We start from the raw sequence: 16,688 nt of genomic DNA, 5'->3' as shown, positions 1-16,688 counted from the left end.
TTGAGGTTTGCATCCGGTTTTCATGAAAACGAGCTGAAGCGATTCAAGAGAAAAAAGGAACGTGCCGCGCGAAGGCAACGCAGCGCGTTGAAGAGGCTGCGCAGGAGCTGCAGTCCGGGCATCAACTGGCTGGGGGTCCGGCATGTTGTGGTTGTGGCCATCGCCGTCTTCCTGGCGGTGCAACTCTTGATTGCCTATGCCCCCAACATGGTGATGCAGGCGGGGGTTCCTTTGGAGAAGTGGAGCCGCTTCAACAGTGCGGTGATCGGATTCAGGGCGAAGACGTCTTTGGATTTCAGGACGGATGTGGTGCACGAAATCACGAAGATCAATGATCTGGCATGGGAAGTGGATTATCAGGCGATGGATTCGCTGGCCCGTGCAAGGGAAGGATTGGAGGGGATGGCTCTTGAATATGCGGAACCGCTGCGGAAGTTCGACATGGAGATGTACGGCAGGTACCTGGAGTACCACAGGAGCGGAGACCTGGAGCGGAAGGATCAGCTGGGCAGGGCGCTGGTTGGTTCCGCGGAGGAGCGGTTGAAGGTCATCAGGGAAATCTGTTCGGGTCATGGGATCATCGTCACGCAGGAGGAGTATGTGGATGATGAGGGCAGGGACGGGACGATGCTCACGTATAGTTGGTAGGAGGAGCGAAGGGCTTTAGGGCCTGGCCCCAAAATGCAGCAGCCATGTGCTGTAGAATCGGCAAGGGAGGAATCAGATATGAAGTTGGGACCAAGGATGCCAAGCCTCGGCAAGCGGATTGGGGCGCGGACAAGTGTGAAGCGGCAGGCGGTCCATCGGCTGGGGTTGAAGATGCCCCGTGGGTTGGGGTGGATGCGGAACCCGAAGAAGTACGCCTACAACAAGGTGTACAACAGGACGAGCTTCGATGTGTTCGGGATGCTGAAGAAATTGTTCAAGTGAAGGCGGTAGAAACAAATGACCAGTAGAAACCTTATCTACGGCCAGACAAATCCTTTGTTTCCGGAGTTGCAGAGCCGATTCAAAACAGCAGATCGAATCGACATCATCGTCTCCTTCGTGATGAAGGGAGGCGTCCGTCTGCTGTCTGCCGAAATCGGCGCTGCGGTCCGGCGGGGGGTACCCGTGCGGGTCCTGACCAGCACCTATATGGACGTGAGCGACCCGACAGCCCTGGCCATGCTGAAGGAGCTGGTGGGCGAACGGGGGGAGGTCCGGCTGTACAACGGTCCTGCGGGCAGTTTCCATCCCAAGGCCTATATCTTTCATGCAGGAGACGGTGGATGTGTCTATGTGGGCTCCTCCAACGTGTCCAACTCCGCCCTGACGGACGGGGTGGAATGGAACTACCGGATCCTGCGGGAGACGGACCCGGAGGCCTTCGCAGCCTTCACGGGGCGGTTCGACCATCTCTACAGGGAAGAGTCCATGGAATTGTCGGACCAGGTCCTGAAGGAGTACCGGGACAATTATGTGGAGCGGGAGAGGTCTGGTTCCAGGACCAACGCCCACTATAGGAAGTACAAACGGCCTGCGGTGGTTTACCCGGAAGGGGTGCCTTCGTGGGATCAGGCGGCTGATGGGATGTGGAGCCCCAACGATCCCCAGCTGGAGGCCCTCATCGAACTCCGCAAGACAAGGATGGAAGGGAGCGGGAAGGCCCTGGTGGTGGCGGCCACGGGGCTGGGGAAGACCTTCCTTGCGGCCTTCGACTACAAGCAGTTCCGGGAGGAAAAAGGAGAGGGGAGGACGAAGGGGATCCTCTTCCTAGCCCACCGGGAGGAGATCCTGAACCAGGCCCACGAGACCTTCGGGAAGGTGCTGGGACTGGAGGGAATGGGGAAGCTGTACGACGGACAGGAACCGGAGGAGGGGAATCCCTCCCGGGTGCTGTTTGCTTCCATCCAGACGATGGCAAGGCAGGGGCGGCTGGAGAGGTTCGGTTCCGGCGACTTCGCCTACATTGTGGTGGACGAGTTCCACCATGCGGCGGCGGACAGCTACCGCAGGATCCTGGAGCATTTCCGGCCGGAGTTCCTGTTGGGCATCACGGCGACCCCTTTCCGGAACGACCAGAAGGACATCCACGGGCTGTACGACTACAACCTGGTCTACGAGGCGGACCTGTTCACGGCCATCAACCGGGACTGGCTCTGTCCCTTTTCCTATTACGGAATCCACGACTATACCGTGAACTACGACAACATCACCTGGCTGGGCGGGAAATATGTGGAGAAGGAACTGGAGGCGGGGCTGAACATCGGGAAGCGGCACGCGCTGGTGTTCGAGCACTTCCAGAAGTGGCGGGGACACAAGGGACTTGGTTTCTGCGTCAGCATCCGGCATGCGGACGGTCTGGCGGCCTATTTCAACAGCCGGGGCGTCAAGGCCGCGGCGGTCCATTCCGGACAGGGAGGCCCCTTCGTCCTGGACAGGAAGGCTGCGGTGGAGGGACTAAAGAACGGGGAGGTGGAGGTCATCTTCTCCGTGGACATCTTCAACGAAGGGGTGGACATTCCGGAACTGGACCTGCTGCTCTTCCTGCGGCCCACGGAGTCCCCGGTGGTCTTCCTGCAGCAGCTGGGGAGGGGGCTTAGGAAGGCGGAAGGGAAAGAGCGTGTCCGCATCCTGGACTTCATCGGCAACTTCAAGAAGGTGTCCATGATCCCCTTCCTGCTGGGGAGGAAACGGCCGGGAGGGAGCCGAAGGGTTTTGGATACGATCCGGAAGGAGCTGGAGGAGGACGGGTTCCTGCCGGCGGACTGCCGGGTGGAGTTCGAGTTCCAGGTGGTGGACCTGTTGGACAGGATGCTCACGCAGAAGGTCAAGGTCCGGGATCAGATCCGGGAGAGCTTCGACGTGTTGGCGGAGGAGCTGGGCCGTACGCCCTCCAGGATGGAATTCTACGAGTCCATGGACACGGAGTTCTACCGGTCGGTGAAGGCCACCAGGATGAACCCGTTCAGGGATTACATCGGGTTCGCCGGGAATCCGGGCATCTCCCCGGAGGGGATCCGGTTCATCCGCATGCTGGAGCAGACAAACATGTCCCAGCTCTACAAGCTGCCGGTGTTCCTGGCCTTCCACAACCAGGGGGACTTCCGGAGGGAGGTGGGGCCGGAAGAGCTCATAGCTTCCTTCAGGGAATTCTACCAGGACCCGCAGAACGCCAGGGACCTGCTCAGGAACAAGTCGGGCAGGGACTTCAGGAGCTGGGGGGACGACCGGTACGGGAAGCTGGCCTACGACAATCCTGTCCACTTCCTGACGAAGACCCATTCGGACATTTTCGTCCTGGAAGGGAAGCGGATGCGGATCCGGGTGGAGATGGAGGAGGATTTGGGGAACCCGGTTTTTACGGACCAGGTGCTGGATGTGATCCGGTTCAGGAGGAGCGACTTCCTGAACACGCGGGTGGAGAAGTGGGAAGGGAACGAAATTTGAGGAGAGAAGAGGGGGGACTGGAGAATGAAAAAGATATCGGCGTTGGTGTTGGCGTTCATCATGGTTGCGGGATTGACGGGGTGCGGCCTGTTCGGGGTGCGTGCGGAAGATGCGGCGAAGGAGTTCCTGGAGGCGGTGAAAGCGGCCGACAAGGAGGCGATATCCAAGTATGTCAGCTACGAAGAGCTCATGGAGATTTCGGATGAGGAAGCCGCCGACGAGGAGGATGCCACCCAAAGCGAAGAGTTCATCAAGCTCATGCTGAACGGAATGACGTATGCGATTCTGGAGTCTAAGGAGGACGGGGCCGAGGCGACCGTCAAGGTGGAAATCACAAACATCGACATGAAGAATGTGATGGGCGAGTACATCAAAGAGGCGTTCGGGCTTGCATTTGCCAATGCGTTTTCGGAAGAAATGGACGAGGAGGCGATGGAGAAGGAATTGACCGACATGCTGGTGCGGATGATGGAAGAGAACAAGGACAAGACGGTCACCAACACGGTCGACATGAAAATGAAGAAGGTCGACAAGCAATGGAAGGTGGATGCGGACGAGGAGTTACAGAATGCCATCCTGGGGGACCTGGCGAAGGTGGTGGAGGACTTTGCAGATTGGGGAGAGGACGAGACCGCTGGACTGCAGTAGGCTCCATCATGGTGGGGGAAGACGGTGCGAATGAGGTGTATGCGATTGGGTTAAAGCAGAGGGAAGGTTTCGATTCCGAAAGGAGGTGTAGGGGATGTTCAAGGTGTTGTTGTATATCGTGGCGCTGCCGATAATCGTATTGGCTAGATTGATTAAAAGGGCATGATGGGAGATGGGGACTTCGGCAGTATTTTAATTCTATAAGGGAGGAATTGGGATGGAGCGTCTGATCACAGTAAAGGGGATAGGGAAGATAAGCATCAAGCCAGACCTGATTGTCATCACCATGGAACTGGAGTCCACTGCAGATGAGTATGAGAAAACCATGGCACTTGCTGCTAATTCCATAGCAGTCGTTCAAGCGGCAGTCCAATCGGTAGGCTTCGACAAACAAGATTTGAAAACGACGAGCTTCAACATCGGGACCAATTACGAAAACTATCGGGACAAGGAGCAGAACTATAAGAGCAGATTCTGCGGATATATTTGTGAGCAAGGATTGAAACTGGAATTTGAGTTCAACACGGAAATCATGGCGAAGGTGTTGGCTGCAATTGCAAGGGCAACTGTATACCCGAAGTTGAACATACAATTCTCTGTCAAAAACAAGGCTGCCGTCAGTGAGCGGCTTCTGGTCGACGCGACCGAGAACGCGAAGCGGAAGGCGGAGATTCTTGTGGCAGCTTCCGGGGCAGCCCTTGGCGATCTTGTCAGCATCAATTATGATTGGGGAGAACTGCATCTTTACTCGCAGATGAGGTATCATGTGGCAGAGAGTTGCATGTCGAAGTCGGAATCCTTTGCTCCGGACATCGAGCCGGAGGACATTGATGTCCAAGATTCGGTATCCTTTGTATGGGAGATAAAATGACCTTTGGAATCCGTCTGTCAAAGGGCTGATACATGCACAAATTGGATAAGATTAAGGGTGAGGTTGTTGGGGAGGCGAGGGCGTTGACAAGACAATAGAGAGAGTATGAATGAACGGAGGGAAGAGTATGTTTCTGAATGTTGACCAGAAAAGGATTGTAGAGGCGGAGCCCAACGGGCAGATACTCGTCCGGGGCGTTGCAGGGAGCGGAAAAACCACAGTGGCTGTGGGTAGGCTGCCCCTGCTACTAACGCATTATGAACAAGCTTCGTCGGGGCTTTGCATCTTTCGCACGGCCACAGTAAAGGGCCCCTCCTCAGCAAAAGGGTCTGGCCCCGTTACAAAAGCATGACACCTAATGATTTTTCTGTTGATTCAGATGAAGTTTTGATGAATGGATGCGGTGAGAGTTGCGAAAATGAGGCGGAAATCATAAATGCAAACATGAGAAATTAGGTAAAGGGTCCGGGAAAGTGCTGAGGGCAATCCAGTGGGCCATCAAGCAATTGAGAAAGGCAAACAAATGAAGAAAGAGATGATAAGCGTTTTAGCGTTAGCCTTAATAAGTACCCTTTCTCTTATCAGAGGATTTTTGCACTATATTAAGGGGGGGATGCCGGATGCGTTGCAAACCCTTTTGAGTGTGGCTTGCATCATATTTTGGCTTGCTGCATCCTATTATTATGGAAAAGCCGGCAGAAGAAAATTCCTGATCTTCGCTATTTTCTTCTGGCTTTTTGGGCTGACAATCATTTCACTAAACTATTATACAGAGGGATTCCTTTTGATGGGATATATGACATATGTTGTTGTATGGTTGCCAATGTATGGAATAAGTCGCTATTTTCGTTCGATTTCGCTGATGGCCGAACCGATGATTACCACTGTCATTGTTTTGCTTCCAACAATATTTGCCTATCTATTGGGAAGAGGATCTGGCCCCGCTGCAAAGGCATGACACCTAATTTCCGATTGATTTTCACGGATGAAAGTCATCCCTATGGTGCTATTCTGAAGAAAAGGGTGTGTAAGATATGACAGATAAAACACTTAAGCTATACAGCATTATTATTGCCGTGATTGTTGTGCTAACCGCAGCATGCAATATGATCTATGCTTCAATCCAGGTCATACCTGAGCCACTGTTTACGGCAATCAACGATGAGATTGTCTACAGTGAGACGTATGATGAAACGTTGACCATCTCTTATATTACCAATAACAGTGATACAAGGCGGCTTGAATCACTTAGCTTTGATGGATTAGAAACAGTACAGTTGGTAAGTCAAACCGGTTACTTCGACGGAGGCGGTTTTTCGAACGATACAAATGATAATCCCTTTAACGATATTGTTGGCAGATATTATACGTTGAAAAGCGGGTATATTGAGTTGCATTTGACAGAAGCCGATATTGACCGATTGAAAGAAAAGGGCAGCGTGACTTTAGGAACAGGCACCGCAATGATGAGTGATGGTACAGCCTTGCCGGTTTCGTTAGGTCGCATTACCATTCATACCATGGAACACTGGGATGAATGCAGGTTAAGAGAAGGTGGTGGAGGGAGCAATGACCATTTCACTGTTGATTTCAAGACAGAGAAACCAATCCTCATGACATCACTGGACCTGTCGACCTTTGAACAGCATCAGGATGCACTAGATATGGAACTTACTGTGGATTCTGATGAGGTTTATACGTATGATGAACTGATTAATCGAACAGAGCCCATATTGATTAACAGAAATTTTCAAATGGCATGTACTGCTGTGGACCCTGACCTTGCAAGTCAATGGCGATTCAATATGATTTCTATGGAAATGACCTATGAAAAAAACGGTGAATCGTATGATTCTTGGATTTACTACCCTTTTTATGGTACAGGGATGGATGAGACTTCAGTTGAAGAGTATGTAGAATTTTGGAGGACTCAAAATGAACAATAGCTATAAACATCTTTTCAGTGGTTTCCTGCTGGTGATGTTAGATATAAATATTGGAAGTTTTGACATATTGCCGGATGTGGTCGGCTACCTATTGGTTTGGTCGGGACTTGGGGAACTTCGTTCTAATACTAAGATCCCGTCTTTTAGAGTTGCCAGAGGATTGTCAATCGTATTGGCTATAGGTGCTGCTTTTGAAATTGTTAAGGGAACCTTTGGATTGGTTCATTTGAGTGCCTTTATAAGTTATGCTGTGACTATTTTCGGCGGACTTAGCGGGCTGTTGCTAGTGGTTTGCATCTATCATGGCATGACAACGCATATGATGATACTGGAAGAAATCTCATTGTCCAATAGATTCGGCAATGAAAACAAAAGATTTGCGGTGATACAAGGATTGTCCCTGATCGCAATGAGTTTTTCGCTGAATATGCCTAAAGATGGCAGTGGCACCTATATGGTTGCGCTGTTGGCAGTAAGCATTATTATGCACGCAAGGCTGCTCGTCAATCTGAATTATGTGAAGAAACTATTGATTATTGATGAGACAAAGGGGAGTTGATTATGTATAAAAAAACATCAATTATTATTTTTGCAGCATTGCTTTTTTTCTCAGGATGTACAAATGAGTCGGATATAAGTCATATATGGGCGAATGACCATTCGATCATAGAGGATTTGCGTGGAACATATTTTGATTTTGCCATTGAAAATCGCTTGGATTATATTCCTGTTTTTGATGAAGGAAATCCTCCAACAAGTAGTAGCGAATACCTTTTTTACGCCTTTGCAGTGAACTTAGGGAATTGGGGAGACGATAAAGGAACAATGACTCGTGATTATATTGATCAGGTGGTCCACAGTCATTTTGAAGTCGGAAACATTACGCATGCTTCTATGCGAAAGTGCTGGGATTACGATGGCGGGATGTATACGGCTATCCCACAAAGCATTAAGCATAAGCCTATCTATGTATTAAAAGAATACAATGCACATATTGAAAATGACCGTACAGTTCACGAAATAACAATGGATTATTGCAACTTTGGCGATGAAACACCTTCTATGGAGGATATGCCAAAAATAAAAGAAAACATTGTTTCCGGTGATTATTCTGGACTTACAGTTTTACAAACCGAATATTTCAAGTATTATGTGAATCAAACAACTGGAGATGTAGTGTTTTTGTCACATGAAATTGAGAAAAATGATTAAGTTGCATCATATGGATGAAATCCATGGATTTGAATTGGTCTGGAGGTGTAGAGATATGAAAAAGAGAATGATGGAAGCCCTCATTGGTGGGGCATTGCTGGGGATTGTTTGTGTGGTTGGTGCGTACATTCGATCCGGTTTTACCGCTTCACCAGGTTTCGTGTTTTCACTGTGGTATAACCGTGTGATCATCGGGCTCGTTGTAGGCGCTCCCTGGATTGAAAAAGGAAGAAGCAAGGCATTGCTGCGGGGAGCATTGCTAGGGGCATTGGTTTCCTTTGCATTTTACAGTTCAACAGGATTTCAAGATCACATAAGCTTTGCGGCTGGGATTGTGTATGGTGTAATGCTAGAAGCCTGGCTCAGCCGATCCGACAATTAGTTTTCGAATCCATCATCAACAAGGAATTGTCCGGGAAGCTTGCGGCGCTGGAAGCAACGAAGGCGGTGCACAAGAGCAAGAGGGTGGCCCCCAAACCATCGGAACCGTGGCTCCGCCACACAAGAATATCCAGGGGGGGAGACTGGTACGGCTTGCAGGTGGCGAATCGGTTGGTGGATGCCGTGCCGCGGTGCAGAAAACAGGACATGAGGAGAATCGGAATGCACAGGATCTATGTTGACGCGGACGGCTGTCCCGTTGTGAAAGTGGCAATCGAACTGGCCAAGGAGTTCCAGATGCCCATAACCGTTGTAAAGAATTACGCCCACCTGATCCGGGACGATTATGCGGAAGTGGTGACGGTCGACCTGAGCCAGGACAGTGCCGACTTCTACATCGTAAACCATCTTGCGAAGGGGGACGTCGTGGTCACCCAGGACTACGGACTGGCTGCCATGTGCCTGGGCAGAGGGGCCATTCCCATAAACCAGAACGGACTGGTGATGGATGACTCCAAGATCGACGGCATGCTTCTGGGCAGGCATGTGAACAGAGAGTTGAGAAGAAGGGGCATCTATCAATCGAAGGTGAAAAAGCGTGATCGGGGCAAGGACCAGGATTTTGCGAAAGCCTTGAGAAAACTGTTGCAGGAGGTGGCCCGGGATGGGGAAGATACGTTTCGAGACCGAAGTCTATGAAATCAACGCATGGCGGATCCTCCGATTTCCAAAGCGTTTCAGCGCAGAGCTTCCTTCACGGGGAGCGGTGATGGTTGGTGGAACCATCAATGGTGACATGCCAAGAGCGGCGCTGACTCGACGGGAGTCGCACATGCTGCTCATGTTCCACTACACCGTGTTTGGAGAACCGCCTGCAGAGCCGATGGGAGAGCTGACCGTCTACAACATGAACCATATCGACCACCTGCCGAAACCGGTGGCCATCGAGCCGGAAATCGGCCTGAATTGAATAAGCACCTGCAAGACAGTGGTCATGGAAGCTGTCTTGCAGGTGCTTTTGTCTTTTGAAAACGCTTAGGGGTGGTGCCGTAGGATTTCTTGAAGGCTTTCAAGTAGGCGGTGTAGTCGGAAAACCCGCTGTCGAGGCATGCGGCTGTAATCAGGAACCCTTCTTTGATCAGTGTCTTGGAAAACTCAAGGCGCTTCTGAATCAGGTAGTTGTAGACACTTGTGCCGGTATATTCCTTGAAAAGCCTGGAGAGGTAGGCAGGACTCAGGCAGACGCAGGACACGATTTCCTCCATGGACAGATCGGGATTTCTGAAATGACGGTCGATGTAGTCGATGATGCAGGCAACCTCTGTGCTTTTCAGCCCTTCTTCCTCGACTTTTCCTGATTCCATCAAGTCCAGCACGGTGATGACCAGTTCCCTTGCCTGACAGTCCAGCAGGGCGGTACCGATGTTACCGCCTCTTTCGGCTGCGAAGGCCATGCGTTCCAGAAGGCTTCTCAGCCGCCAGCGGTCCTCGTGGTTGCATTCCAGAAAGAAGAGGGACTCCAGGGCCAGCAGCCTGTTGGCGTCGACGCCGAATCGCTGGGTAGCCTCTTCGATGAAAGAAGGCTGAAGATGAATCACGAAGCGCTCATACAAGGTGGTGTCCTTTTCGATGATCGTACAGTGCAGCAGGCCCGGAGGTATGATCACCATATTGCCGTTTTTGACGGAATACTTGGAGCCCTCAGCGGAGATGGATACATTGCCATCCACGATGAGCATCATTTCGATGAAATCGTGGCTGTGCAACAGCAGCTTCCCGGGGGTGGCATCGCAGAAATACAACAGATTCATGCCGCCTTCAGCTGAGATTTTTGGCAGTGGTTTGCCGAAATATTCGAATTCCTGTGGCTTTGCCATTGTTCAATCCTTTCCCGTACCGTTGATGGAGTCTATATGCCATTATACAGTTTGTATAGGAAATGTCAATATTTGCAACTTTTTCTATGCCTTTTGCAAGGATGAAACAAAGTGTGGACGATATAATGAATATAACCTGATGACCTGATTAAGAGGAGGATATGTATGAACATCAAGAAAAGAATTCCGGCGGTGGTCCTGGCCGCAATCCTGGGTGTGGCGACCCTTGCAGGCTGCAGCGCATCATCAAACAAAGCCGACACAAGCGGCAAGGCGGCAGAGGCGCCGAAGGCGGCTGTCTCATCCACATCGGCAGAGGGTGGATACAATCTGGATGAGGTGCAGGAGCGGGAGCTAACCCTCGGAGACCGCATGGGAGAGAACCACATCATGGGACGCACCCAGATAAAATTCGCCGAAACAGTCAAGGAGCTCAGCGGTGGTAAGATCCAATATGTGAAGTTCCTTAGCGGCGAAGTGGAAACAGGGGGCAACCACATCAAGGATATGTACTCCACGGGTGTCATCAATTCTGCAAGGGGACAACTTGAGCTGCTTGGCTATTACGGCTACGACAAAGGGGCGGCATTCGGACTTCCCTATCTGTTTGACAACCGGGACCACTTCTGGAAATTTGCTGATTCCGACCTGGCGGATGAAATACTTGAAGACATCAATAGCCAAGGATGGGGTCTGGTCGCCCTGAGCTACATCGAAGAAGGGGCAAGGCATTTCTTTACAACCAAGGAAATGGACTCTTATGAAGACCTTGCAGGCAGAAAAATCAGGGTCCAGCCTTCAGAAATCTATATCGCCCTTGTAGAGAGCTTCGGTGCATCCGCCACGCCCATGGCTTGGCCGGAAGTCTACGGCGCCCTTTCCACAGGCGTGGTGGATGGAGCTGAAAACCCCTATTCGGGCTATTCGGCCAGCCTGCTGAATGAGGTCGCGCCCTATATCCTGGAAGACGGCCATATCTTTGCAGGCGGATTCCTGGCGGTGGGGGAGAAGTTGTGGAACGACCTGAGCGACACGGAAAAAGCCATTTTCAAAGAGGCGGCCAAAGTTGCCAGCGACTACAACAGGGAAGAAAACCAGTCGGATGAAGAAGAGCTCAAGGTGAAGCTGGAAGAAGAAGGCGTCAAGATCATCACACTGAGCGACAGCGAGAAGGAAGCCATTTTCGAGATGGTTCAGCCCCTCTATGAGCAGTTCGCCGGAGACCAGATGGATCTTGTTGAAGAAATTCGTGCAATGAAGTTAAAGTAAATTCCTGGAGGTGAAAACATGTCACTGGAAAAGGGTATGGACAGGCTTTTCAAGGCAACGAATACCATATGCCGGATACTCCTGCTGGTAATCTTCGTTGTCATGTGGGTTGTCGTTTTCAGCCGGTACTTCTTGAGCAAAACACCCGTGTGGGGTGAGGAGCTGGTGCTGCTTGCCCTGCTGTGGCTTGGTATGCTGAGCGGTGCGGAGGCTCTGAGAAAAGACCTGCATATAAAAATCACCGTCATTGATGGCAAAGTTTCTGAAAGATTCCTGAGAATCCAGGAACGCGTCTATGATGTCGTCATCACTGCGCTTTGCGCCGTCATGCTGTATCATGCTGTGGTGGCCACTGCCGAATCTGTCGGCACAAACTACATGGGCTTGAAAATCCCTGAAGCATTCGCCTACGCCGCGATGCCGGCGGGTTACGGCCTCATGCTGCTGATCAAACTGGAAAAACTGTACCTGGTCCTTGTTCGGAGGAACGGAAGGGAGGGAACTGTCTGATGGAAACGCAAACCATAGGCATGCTGATTCTGCTCGGCGTGTTTCTATTCCTGCTGTTCATGCGCATGGAGATCATTTTCTCCATCCTGATCGCCACGGTATGCACCATGCTCTATCTGGATCTGCCGCTGTCGATCATCATCATGAGAGGTGTTGCCATACTGCGTTCCTATGGCATGCTGGCAATCCCCCTGTTCATCATTGCCGGTGAGGTGCTGTCCGATGGCAGCCTCTCGGAAAAGATCATAGAGTTCGTAGAAACCCTTGTAGGATGGCTAAGGGGCGGCCTGGCTATGGTCAATGTTGCCGCAAGCACCTTCTTCGGCGGCATATCGGGATCGCCATTGGCAGATATCTCGTCGCTTGGCACGGTGCTGATTCCGATTATGAAGAAGCAGGGCTATGATGAGGAATTCGCAACTAACATCACGATTACAAGTGCCCAGCAGGGTCTGATGATTCCGCCGAGCCACAACATGATCATCTACGCCATGGCAGCCGGTGGTGTGGCATCGGTCAGCAAGCTGTTTCTTGCGGGCATCGTGCCAGGCGTTCTGCTTGCCATCGTGCTCATGGCCTATTCCTACGTATGCGCAATCAAGAGAGGTTATCCCAAGGGTGCGCCGTTCAACCTGAAACGGCTTGTCAAGACTTTCTTCTCCTCGTTCTGGGGATTGATGACCCTCGTCATCATCATCGTGGGGGCAACGACCGGCGTCTTCACTGCGACGGAGTCGGCTGCCATCGCCATCCTCTGGGCGCTGCTGGTTACGACCTTCGTCTACAAGGATATGACAGCCAAGCGTTTCTGGGACCTGCTGGGAAGGAGCATCACGACTGTCTCCCGTCTTCTGCTGGTCATGGGCGTTTCAGCGAGCTTCGGTTTCGTAGTTGCCTTCCTGCGCGTGCCGCAGATGCTATCAGGCATGATCAACAACTTTACAGACAACAAGATTGTCATCCTGCTGATCATCAACTTGATTCTGATTCTGCTCGGCATGATCATGGATATGGGCTCCATTATAATCATCACGACGCCCATCTTTCTGCCTATCGCCATGAGCATCGGTGTGGATCCTGTCCATTTCGGCATCATCATGATTTTCAATCTGGCCATCGGCATGATGACGCCGCCTGTCGGTGGAGCTTTGATGGTCGGACATCTGGTCTCGGGTGTGAAGCTTGAACGGATGTATGCAACGCTGATCCCCTTCTTCATCATCATGGGCATCACCCTGCTGGTGCTGACCTTCGTTCCTGCCATCGTAATGACCTTGCCCAATTTGGTGGGTTGACAAAATACTGGAGTTGAAAAATGAACAAAAAAATTGATATTCATCTGCATGTGGCCTACGATGGTCTGGACGGCTACTTCGAGCCGTATTATTTTGCGGATGGCGCGGCGATGAAAAGCTATATGGAGAGCCACGGCATCGCCCATGGTGTCCTCATGTCGGGAGGAGAGATGGAAGCCTCATTTGGAAAGAACATTGACGTCTGTGCCTTGGCCCACAAGTATCCTGAACGTTTTTCCTGGTTGTGCAACATCGACGTGGACAGACAGGAAGACATTGTGGAGCGGCTTGCCCACTACAAGGCCCTTGGTGCCAAGGGCGTCGGGGAATTCACGACGAACTGCAGGCTGGATTCCCCGAAGATGGAAACGCTGCTTGACGGCTGCCAGCAGCTGGAACTGCCTTTTCTGTTCCACATGAGTCCCAAGCCGGGTTTCAACTATGGCGTCATCGATGAGCCGGGTTTGCCGCTGCTGGAAAAAACGCTGTCACGGTATCCCACACTCAAGGTCATCGGCCATTCCCAGCCCTTCTGGTATGAAATTGGAGGGGATATGCCCACGGACTACGAGTCTAGAAACCAGTACCCGGAAGGCAAGGTGAAGCCTGGCGGAAGGCTGCCGGAGCTGTTTGCGGAATACCCGAACCTCTACGGCGACCTGTCAGCCAACAGTGCGGGCAACGCGGTGATGCGGGATCCGGAATTCGGCTATGCCTTCCTGGAGGAGTTCCAGGACCAGCTGATGTTCGGCACGGACATGGTGAATACGGAAATGCGGTTTCCCTTGGGCGCCTTCCTGGATGATGCCGTCGAGACGGGCAGGATTTCGGAAAAGGCCTATGAGAAAATCTGTTGTAAGAATGCCATCCGCATCTTCAACTTGAAGCTGGGATGAGCCATAAGGGTGTGAAAAGAAACAAGCCAGCGGGGCTCTCAAAGGACCTCGCTGGCTTTGCTTGATTCGGGGATAAGCGGATTGCCAGCCGGATCCACTGGGAGTATTCTCCAGAGGGTCCGGGCCCCGAAGCGGATCTGGCGGGCGCCCTACGGGTGACGGATGAATGCCGCAACCAAATGATGAACGGATTACAGCAGTTCCGACAGCCATGCGCCAATCTTGTCCAAGCCAGGCATGCTTCCCTGGTGCAGGATTTTGCCGTTTACCACCAGCACCGGTGTCATCAGGATGCCGGCCTCCTGGGCCTTGTTTTCAAAAAACCTGAGCCGATGGTCCAGTATCCACACTTCCCTCATCAGTTGCGCAAGGGGTTGAAGATGAGGCTCCAAACCGGTCAAATCCAATGTCTCCAGGTCCCTTTCCGCTTCCTTGTCGTGCAAGTCGACCTTCCTGTCCAGGATTCTCGCCACATCTTTGGCGGTTCCGGGCGTCAGGCCGGCTTTTTTTGCGATGGCAACGGCTTCCTCACTAGAATATGCCATGTGCCGGACTTCCGCATCGAGCTCCATATCCTTGACCTTTTCGGATACGACTGCGGTAAGCAGCCTGCATCTGGGACATGCGGGCTGTGTTCCTATGATTACAATCCTGTTCATTCGATTTCCTCCGATGTGCGAATTTTTTCACCTATGCTTGAGGTTACCACAATGCATCAACAAGCTCTATGAGCATTTTGCCATTTTTAGCATTCAAATGCCAAGTGTAGCGTACAATGCAGGGTAAGGGTGCGCTGAACGCACTGCTCGCCCGCCTGACGGAAGCGCCGAGCAAAAAGCGCCGTAAACCCTAAAGGAGAGGGCTATCGGCGTTTTTAATGCTGATCTGGGGTGTTATTGGAGTTGCTCCGTTTTGAATGGGTTCTTCCCGCAGGCGTTTTGTGTTATAATGTCTAAAGGATGCGGGGAATCTCCTGCATTTGAACAGAACAGAGAGGAGGTGTGCCGATGAGAAGAATCGCATTGTTCTTGCGCTTTCCGATTGTGGTCCTGCTGCTTCTTGCCATGCAGGGTCTCCACATGCCGGTGGTGCAGGGGGAAGGTACAGGAAAACTTGTATACGTCATTCCAATCGAGGATGAAGTGGAAAGGGGTCTGGAAGCCTTCTTGCGGCGGACGACCCGGGAAGCGGCAGAAGCCGGCGCGGACCATATCATTTTTGAAATCAACACGCCCGGCGGCGCAGTGGAGGCGGCGGACCATATCGGTCAAATCATGCGGGAGGTCCGGATTCCGAAGACAGCCTACATCCGTTCCCGTGCGTTATCTGCCGGTTCCTATCTTGCGTTGTTTGCGGACCAGATCTACATGAGTCCCCAGGCAACCATGGGGGCAAGCGGAATCATCTCGCTGGACGGCAATGCGGCGGACGCGAAGGCGCAATCCTATTGGCGCGAGGCCATGGGAAGCGCTGCGGAGGCGGGGGGCCGGGAACGCATTTATGCCGAGGCGATGGCGGATGCCAGCATCGATCTGCCGGAATACAATGCACCGGCCGGAGAGTTCCTGACCCTTGGCCCGACCAAGGCGCTGGAAGTGGGCTATTCGGAAGGAACCGTGAACGACCGCACGGAATTGCTTGCGGTTTTGGGCCTGGAAGGGGCAGAGGTCGTTGAAATGGAAATGAAAGCCGCGGAGGGTCTTGCCCGTTTCTTGACGAGTTCGCTGGTCGTTTCCATCCTGCTCTCCCTTGCGGGGATCGGTTTGATTGTGGAGCTGTACTCCCCGGGTTTTGGGGTTGCGGGTGCCATAGGCATCCTTTCCCTGATCCTGTTCTTCTACGGGCATGCGGTTGCCGGTCTGGCAGGGTTTGAGGTGTTGGTCCTGCTTGTCGTCGGAATCGGTCTCATCATTGCCGAAACCTTCGTCCCGGGAGGCATTCTGGGCGGGATAGGAGCCTTGGCCATTCTAGGTGCCTTGTTCATGGCTGCGGAGAATGTCTTTGCCATGGGCATGAGCATCCTGATTGCGCTGGTCAGCACGATCGCCGTGGCTGTTGTCTTGTACAGGCGGATCGGCTTGCAGAAAGGGTTCCTGCGGCATATCGTCCTGTCGGACAGGGAGACGCCGGACCGGGGATATGTGTCCGTGCAAGACAGAAGGGAACTGGTGGGCCTGAAGGGTAAGACCTTGACACTATTACGGCCATCCGGCACAGGCCTGTTCGAAGGAAAACGGGTCGATATCGTATCGGAAGGAAGTTTCATCAAGAGCGGACAACCTGTGCAGATTGTTGAAGTGCGGGGGGCCCGTGTGGTAGTCAGACCAATCGAAAATGAGGAGGTATAATGA

The 16,688-nt window shown here is 52.2% G+C and carries 19 protein-coding genes; 17 read left to right on the top strand and 2 right to left on the bottom strand.

The window, feature by feature from the left end:
- The 12 genes from GXN74_RS07270 (at position 1) to GXN74_RS07215 (ending at position 9,460) form a co-directional block, all read left to right on the top strand.
- Positions 1-648, top strand: a complete 648-nt coding sequence (locus GXN74_RS07270; protein ID WP_162370272.1) for a hypothetical protein — start codon at positions 1-3, stop codon at positions 646-648.
- Between the two features lie 78 nt (positions 649-726).
- Entirely contained in the window at positions 727-930 is a 204-nt protein-coding gene (locus tag GXN74_RS07265) for a hypothetical protein (RefSeq protein ID WP_162370271.1), read from the top strand.
- Between the two features lie 15 nt (positions 931-945).
- Complete coding sequence (locus tag GXN74_RS07260) at positions 946-3,432, top strand: DEAD/DEAH box helicase family protein (RefSeq protein ID WP_162370270.1); 2,487 nt, start codon at positions 946-948, stop codon at positions 3,430-3,432.
- Between the two features lie 24 nt (positions 3,433-3,456).
- Complete coding sequence (locus GXN74_RS07255; RefSeq protein WP_162370269.1) at positions 3,457-4,080, top strand: DUF4878 domain-containing protein; 624 nt, start codon at positions 3,457-3,459, stop codon at positions 4,078-4,080.
- Between the two features lie 217 nt (positions 4,081-4,297).
- Complete coding sequence (locus tag GXN74_RS07250; RefSeq protein ID WP_162370268.1) at positions 4,298-4,951, top strand: SIMPL domain-containing protein; 654 nt, start codon at positions 4,298-4,300, stop codon at positions 4,949-4,951.
- Between the two features lie 523 nt (positions 4,952-5,474).
- Positions 5,475-5,909, top strand: a complete 435-nt coding sequence (locus GXN74_RS07245; protein ID WP_162370267.1) for a hypothetical protein — start codon at positions 5,475-5,477, stop codon at positions 5,907-5,909.
- 76 nt (positions 5,910-5,985) lie between these two features.
- Positions 5,986-6,897 (top strand): hypothetical protein, encoded by a 912-nt coding sequence (locus GXN74_RS07240; protein WP_162370266.1) that lies wholly within the window; start codon positions 5,986-5,988, stop codon positions 6,895-6,897.
- Complete coding sequence (locus GXN74_RS07235) at positions 6,887-7,456, top strand: hypothetical protein (RefSeq protein WP_162370265.1); 570 nt, start codon at positions 6,887-6,889, stop codon at positions 7,454-7,456. The genes GXN74_RS07240 and GXN74_RS07235 overlap by 11 nt, the downstream gene beginning before the upstream one ends.
- A 2-nt stretch (positions 7,457-7,458) precedes the next feature.
- Positions 7,459-8,109 (top strand): hypothetical protein, encoded by a 651-nt coding sequence (locus tag GXN74_RS07230; RefSeq protein ID WP_162370264.1) that lies wholly within the window; start codon positions 7,459-7,461, stop codon positions 8,107-8,109.
- Between the two features lie 55 nt (positions 8,110-8,164).
- Positions 8,165-8,491 carry a hypothetical protein gene (locus GXN74_RS07225; RefSeq protein ID WP_162370263.1) on the top strand — a complete coding sequence of 109 codons (327 nt, stop codon included), beginning with the start codon at positions 8,165-8,167 and terminating at the stop codon, positions 8,489-8,491.
- A 221-nt stretch (positions 8,492-8,712) separates the two neighbouring features.
- Complete coding sequence (locus GXN74_RS07220; protein WP_162370262.1) at positions 8,713-9,189, top strand: YaiI/YqxD family protein; 477 nt, start codon at positions 8,713-8,715, stop codon at positions 9,187-9,189.
- Positions 9,155-9,460, top strand: a complete 306-nt coding sequence (locus tag GXN74_RS07215) for a hypothetical protein (RefSeq protein WP_162370261.1) — start codon at positions 9,155-9,157, stop codon at positions 9,458-9,460. The genes GXN74_RS07220 and GXN74_RS07215 overlap by 35 nt, the downstream gene beginning before the upstream one ends.
- 22 nt (positions 9,461-9,482) lie before the next feature.
- Here GXN74_RS07215 and GXN74_RS07210 read toward each other — a convergent pair whose 3' ends face one another.
- A complete protein-coding gene (locus GXN74_RS07210) occupies positions 9,483-10,301 on the bottom strand; it encodes an AraC family transcriptional regulator (RefSeq protein ID WP_162370260.1) in 819 nt (272 codons plus the stop codon).
- Between the two features lie 231 nt (positions 10,302-10,532).
- On the opposite strand from GXN74_RS07210, the gene GXN74_RS07205 reads away from it, so the two are divergent.
- From GXN74_RS07205 to GXN74_RS07190, 4 genes are read left to right on the top strand one after another with little or no spacing between them, the layout of a single operon-like run.
- Complete coding sequence (locus tag GXN74_RS07205; protein WP_162370259.1) at positions 10,533-11,636, top strand: TRAP transporter substrate-binding protein; 1,104 nt, start codon at positions 10,533-10,535, stop codon at positions 11,634-11,636.
- A gap of 18 nt (positions 11,637-11,654) precedes the next feature.
- Entirely contained in the window at positions 11,655-12,146 is a 492-nt protein-coding gene (locus GXN74_RS07200; protein ID WP_162370258.1) for a TRAP transporter small permease, read from the top strand.
- Positions 12,146-13,441, top strand: a complete 1,296-nt coding sequence (locus GXN74_RS07195; protein WP_162370257.1) for a TRAP transporter large permease — start codon at positions 12,146-12,148, stop codon at positions 13,439-13,441. Before GXN74_RS07200 ends, GXN74_RS07195 begins: the two co-directional genes overlap by 1 nt.
- Before the next feature lie 20 nt (positions 13,442-13,461).
- Positions 13,462-14,337, top strand: a complete 876-nt coding sequence (locus tag GXN74_RS07190) for an amidohydrolase family protein (protein WP_162370256.1) — start codon at positions 13,462-13,464, stop codon at positions 14,335-14,337.
- Positions 14,338-14,528: 191 nt separating this feature from the next.
- Here the strand turns inward: GXN74_RS07190 and GXN74_RS07185 are convergent, their stop codons facing one another.
- Entirely contained in the window at positions 14,529-14,996 is a 468-nt protein-coding gene (locus tag GXN74_RS07185) for a thioredoxin family protein (RefSeq protein WP_162370255.1), read from the bottom strand.
- A gap of 348 nt (positions 14,997-15,344) precedes the next feature.
- Between GXN74_RS07185 and GXN74_RS07180 the strand changes: the two genes are divergently transcribed.
- Positions 15,345-16,685 (top strand): NfeD family protein, encoded by a 1,341-nt coding sequence (locus GXN74_RS07180; protein ID WP_162370254.1) that lies wholly within the window; start codon positions 15,345-15,347, stop codon positions 16,683-16,685.
- Positions 16,686-16,688: the final 3 nt, after the last annotated feature.

The sequence above is a fragment of the Anaerotalea alkaliphila genome (genome assembly GCF_010179735.1).
Classification (GTDB): Bacteria; Bacillota; Clostridia; order Lachnospirales; family Vallitaleaceae; genus Anaerotalea; species Anaerotalea alkaliphila.
This window is presented reverse-complemented; position numbering and strand designations above follow the sequence as displayed.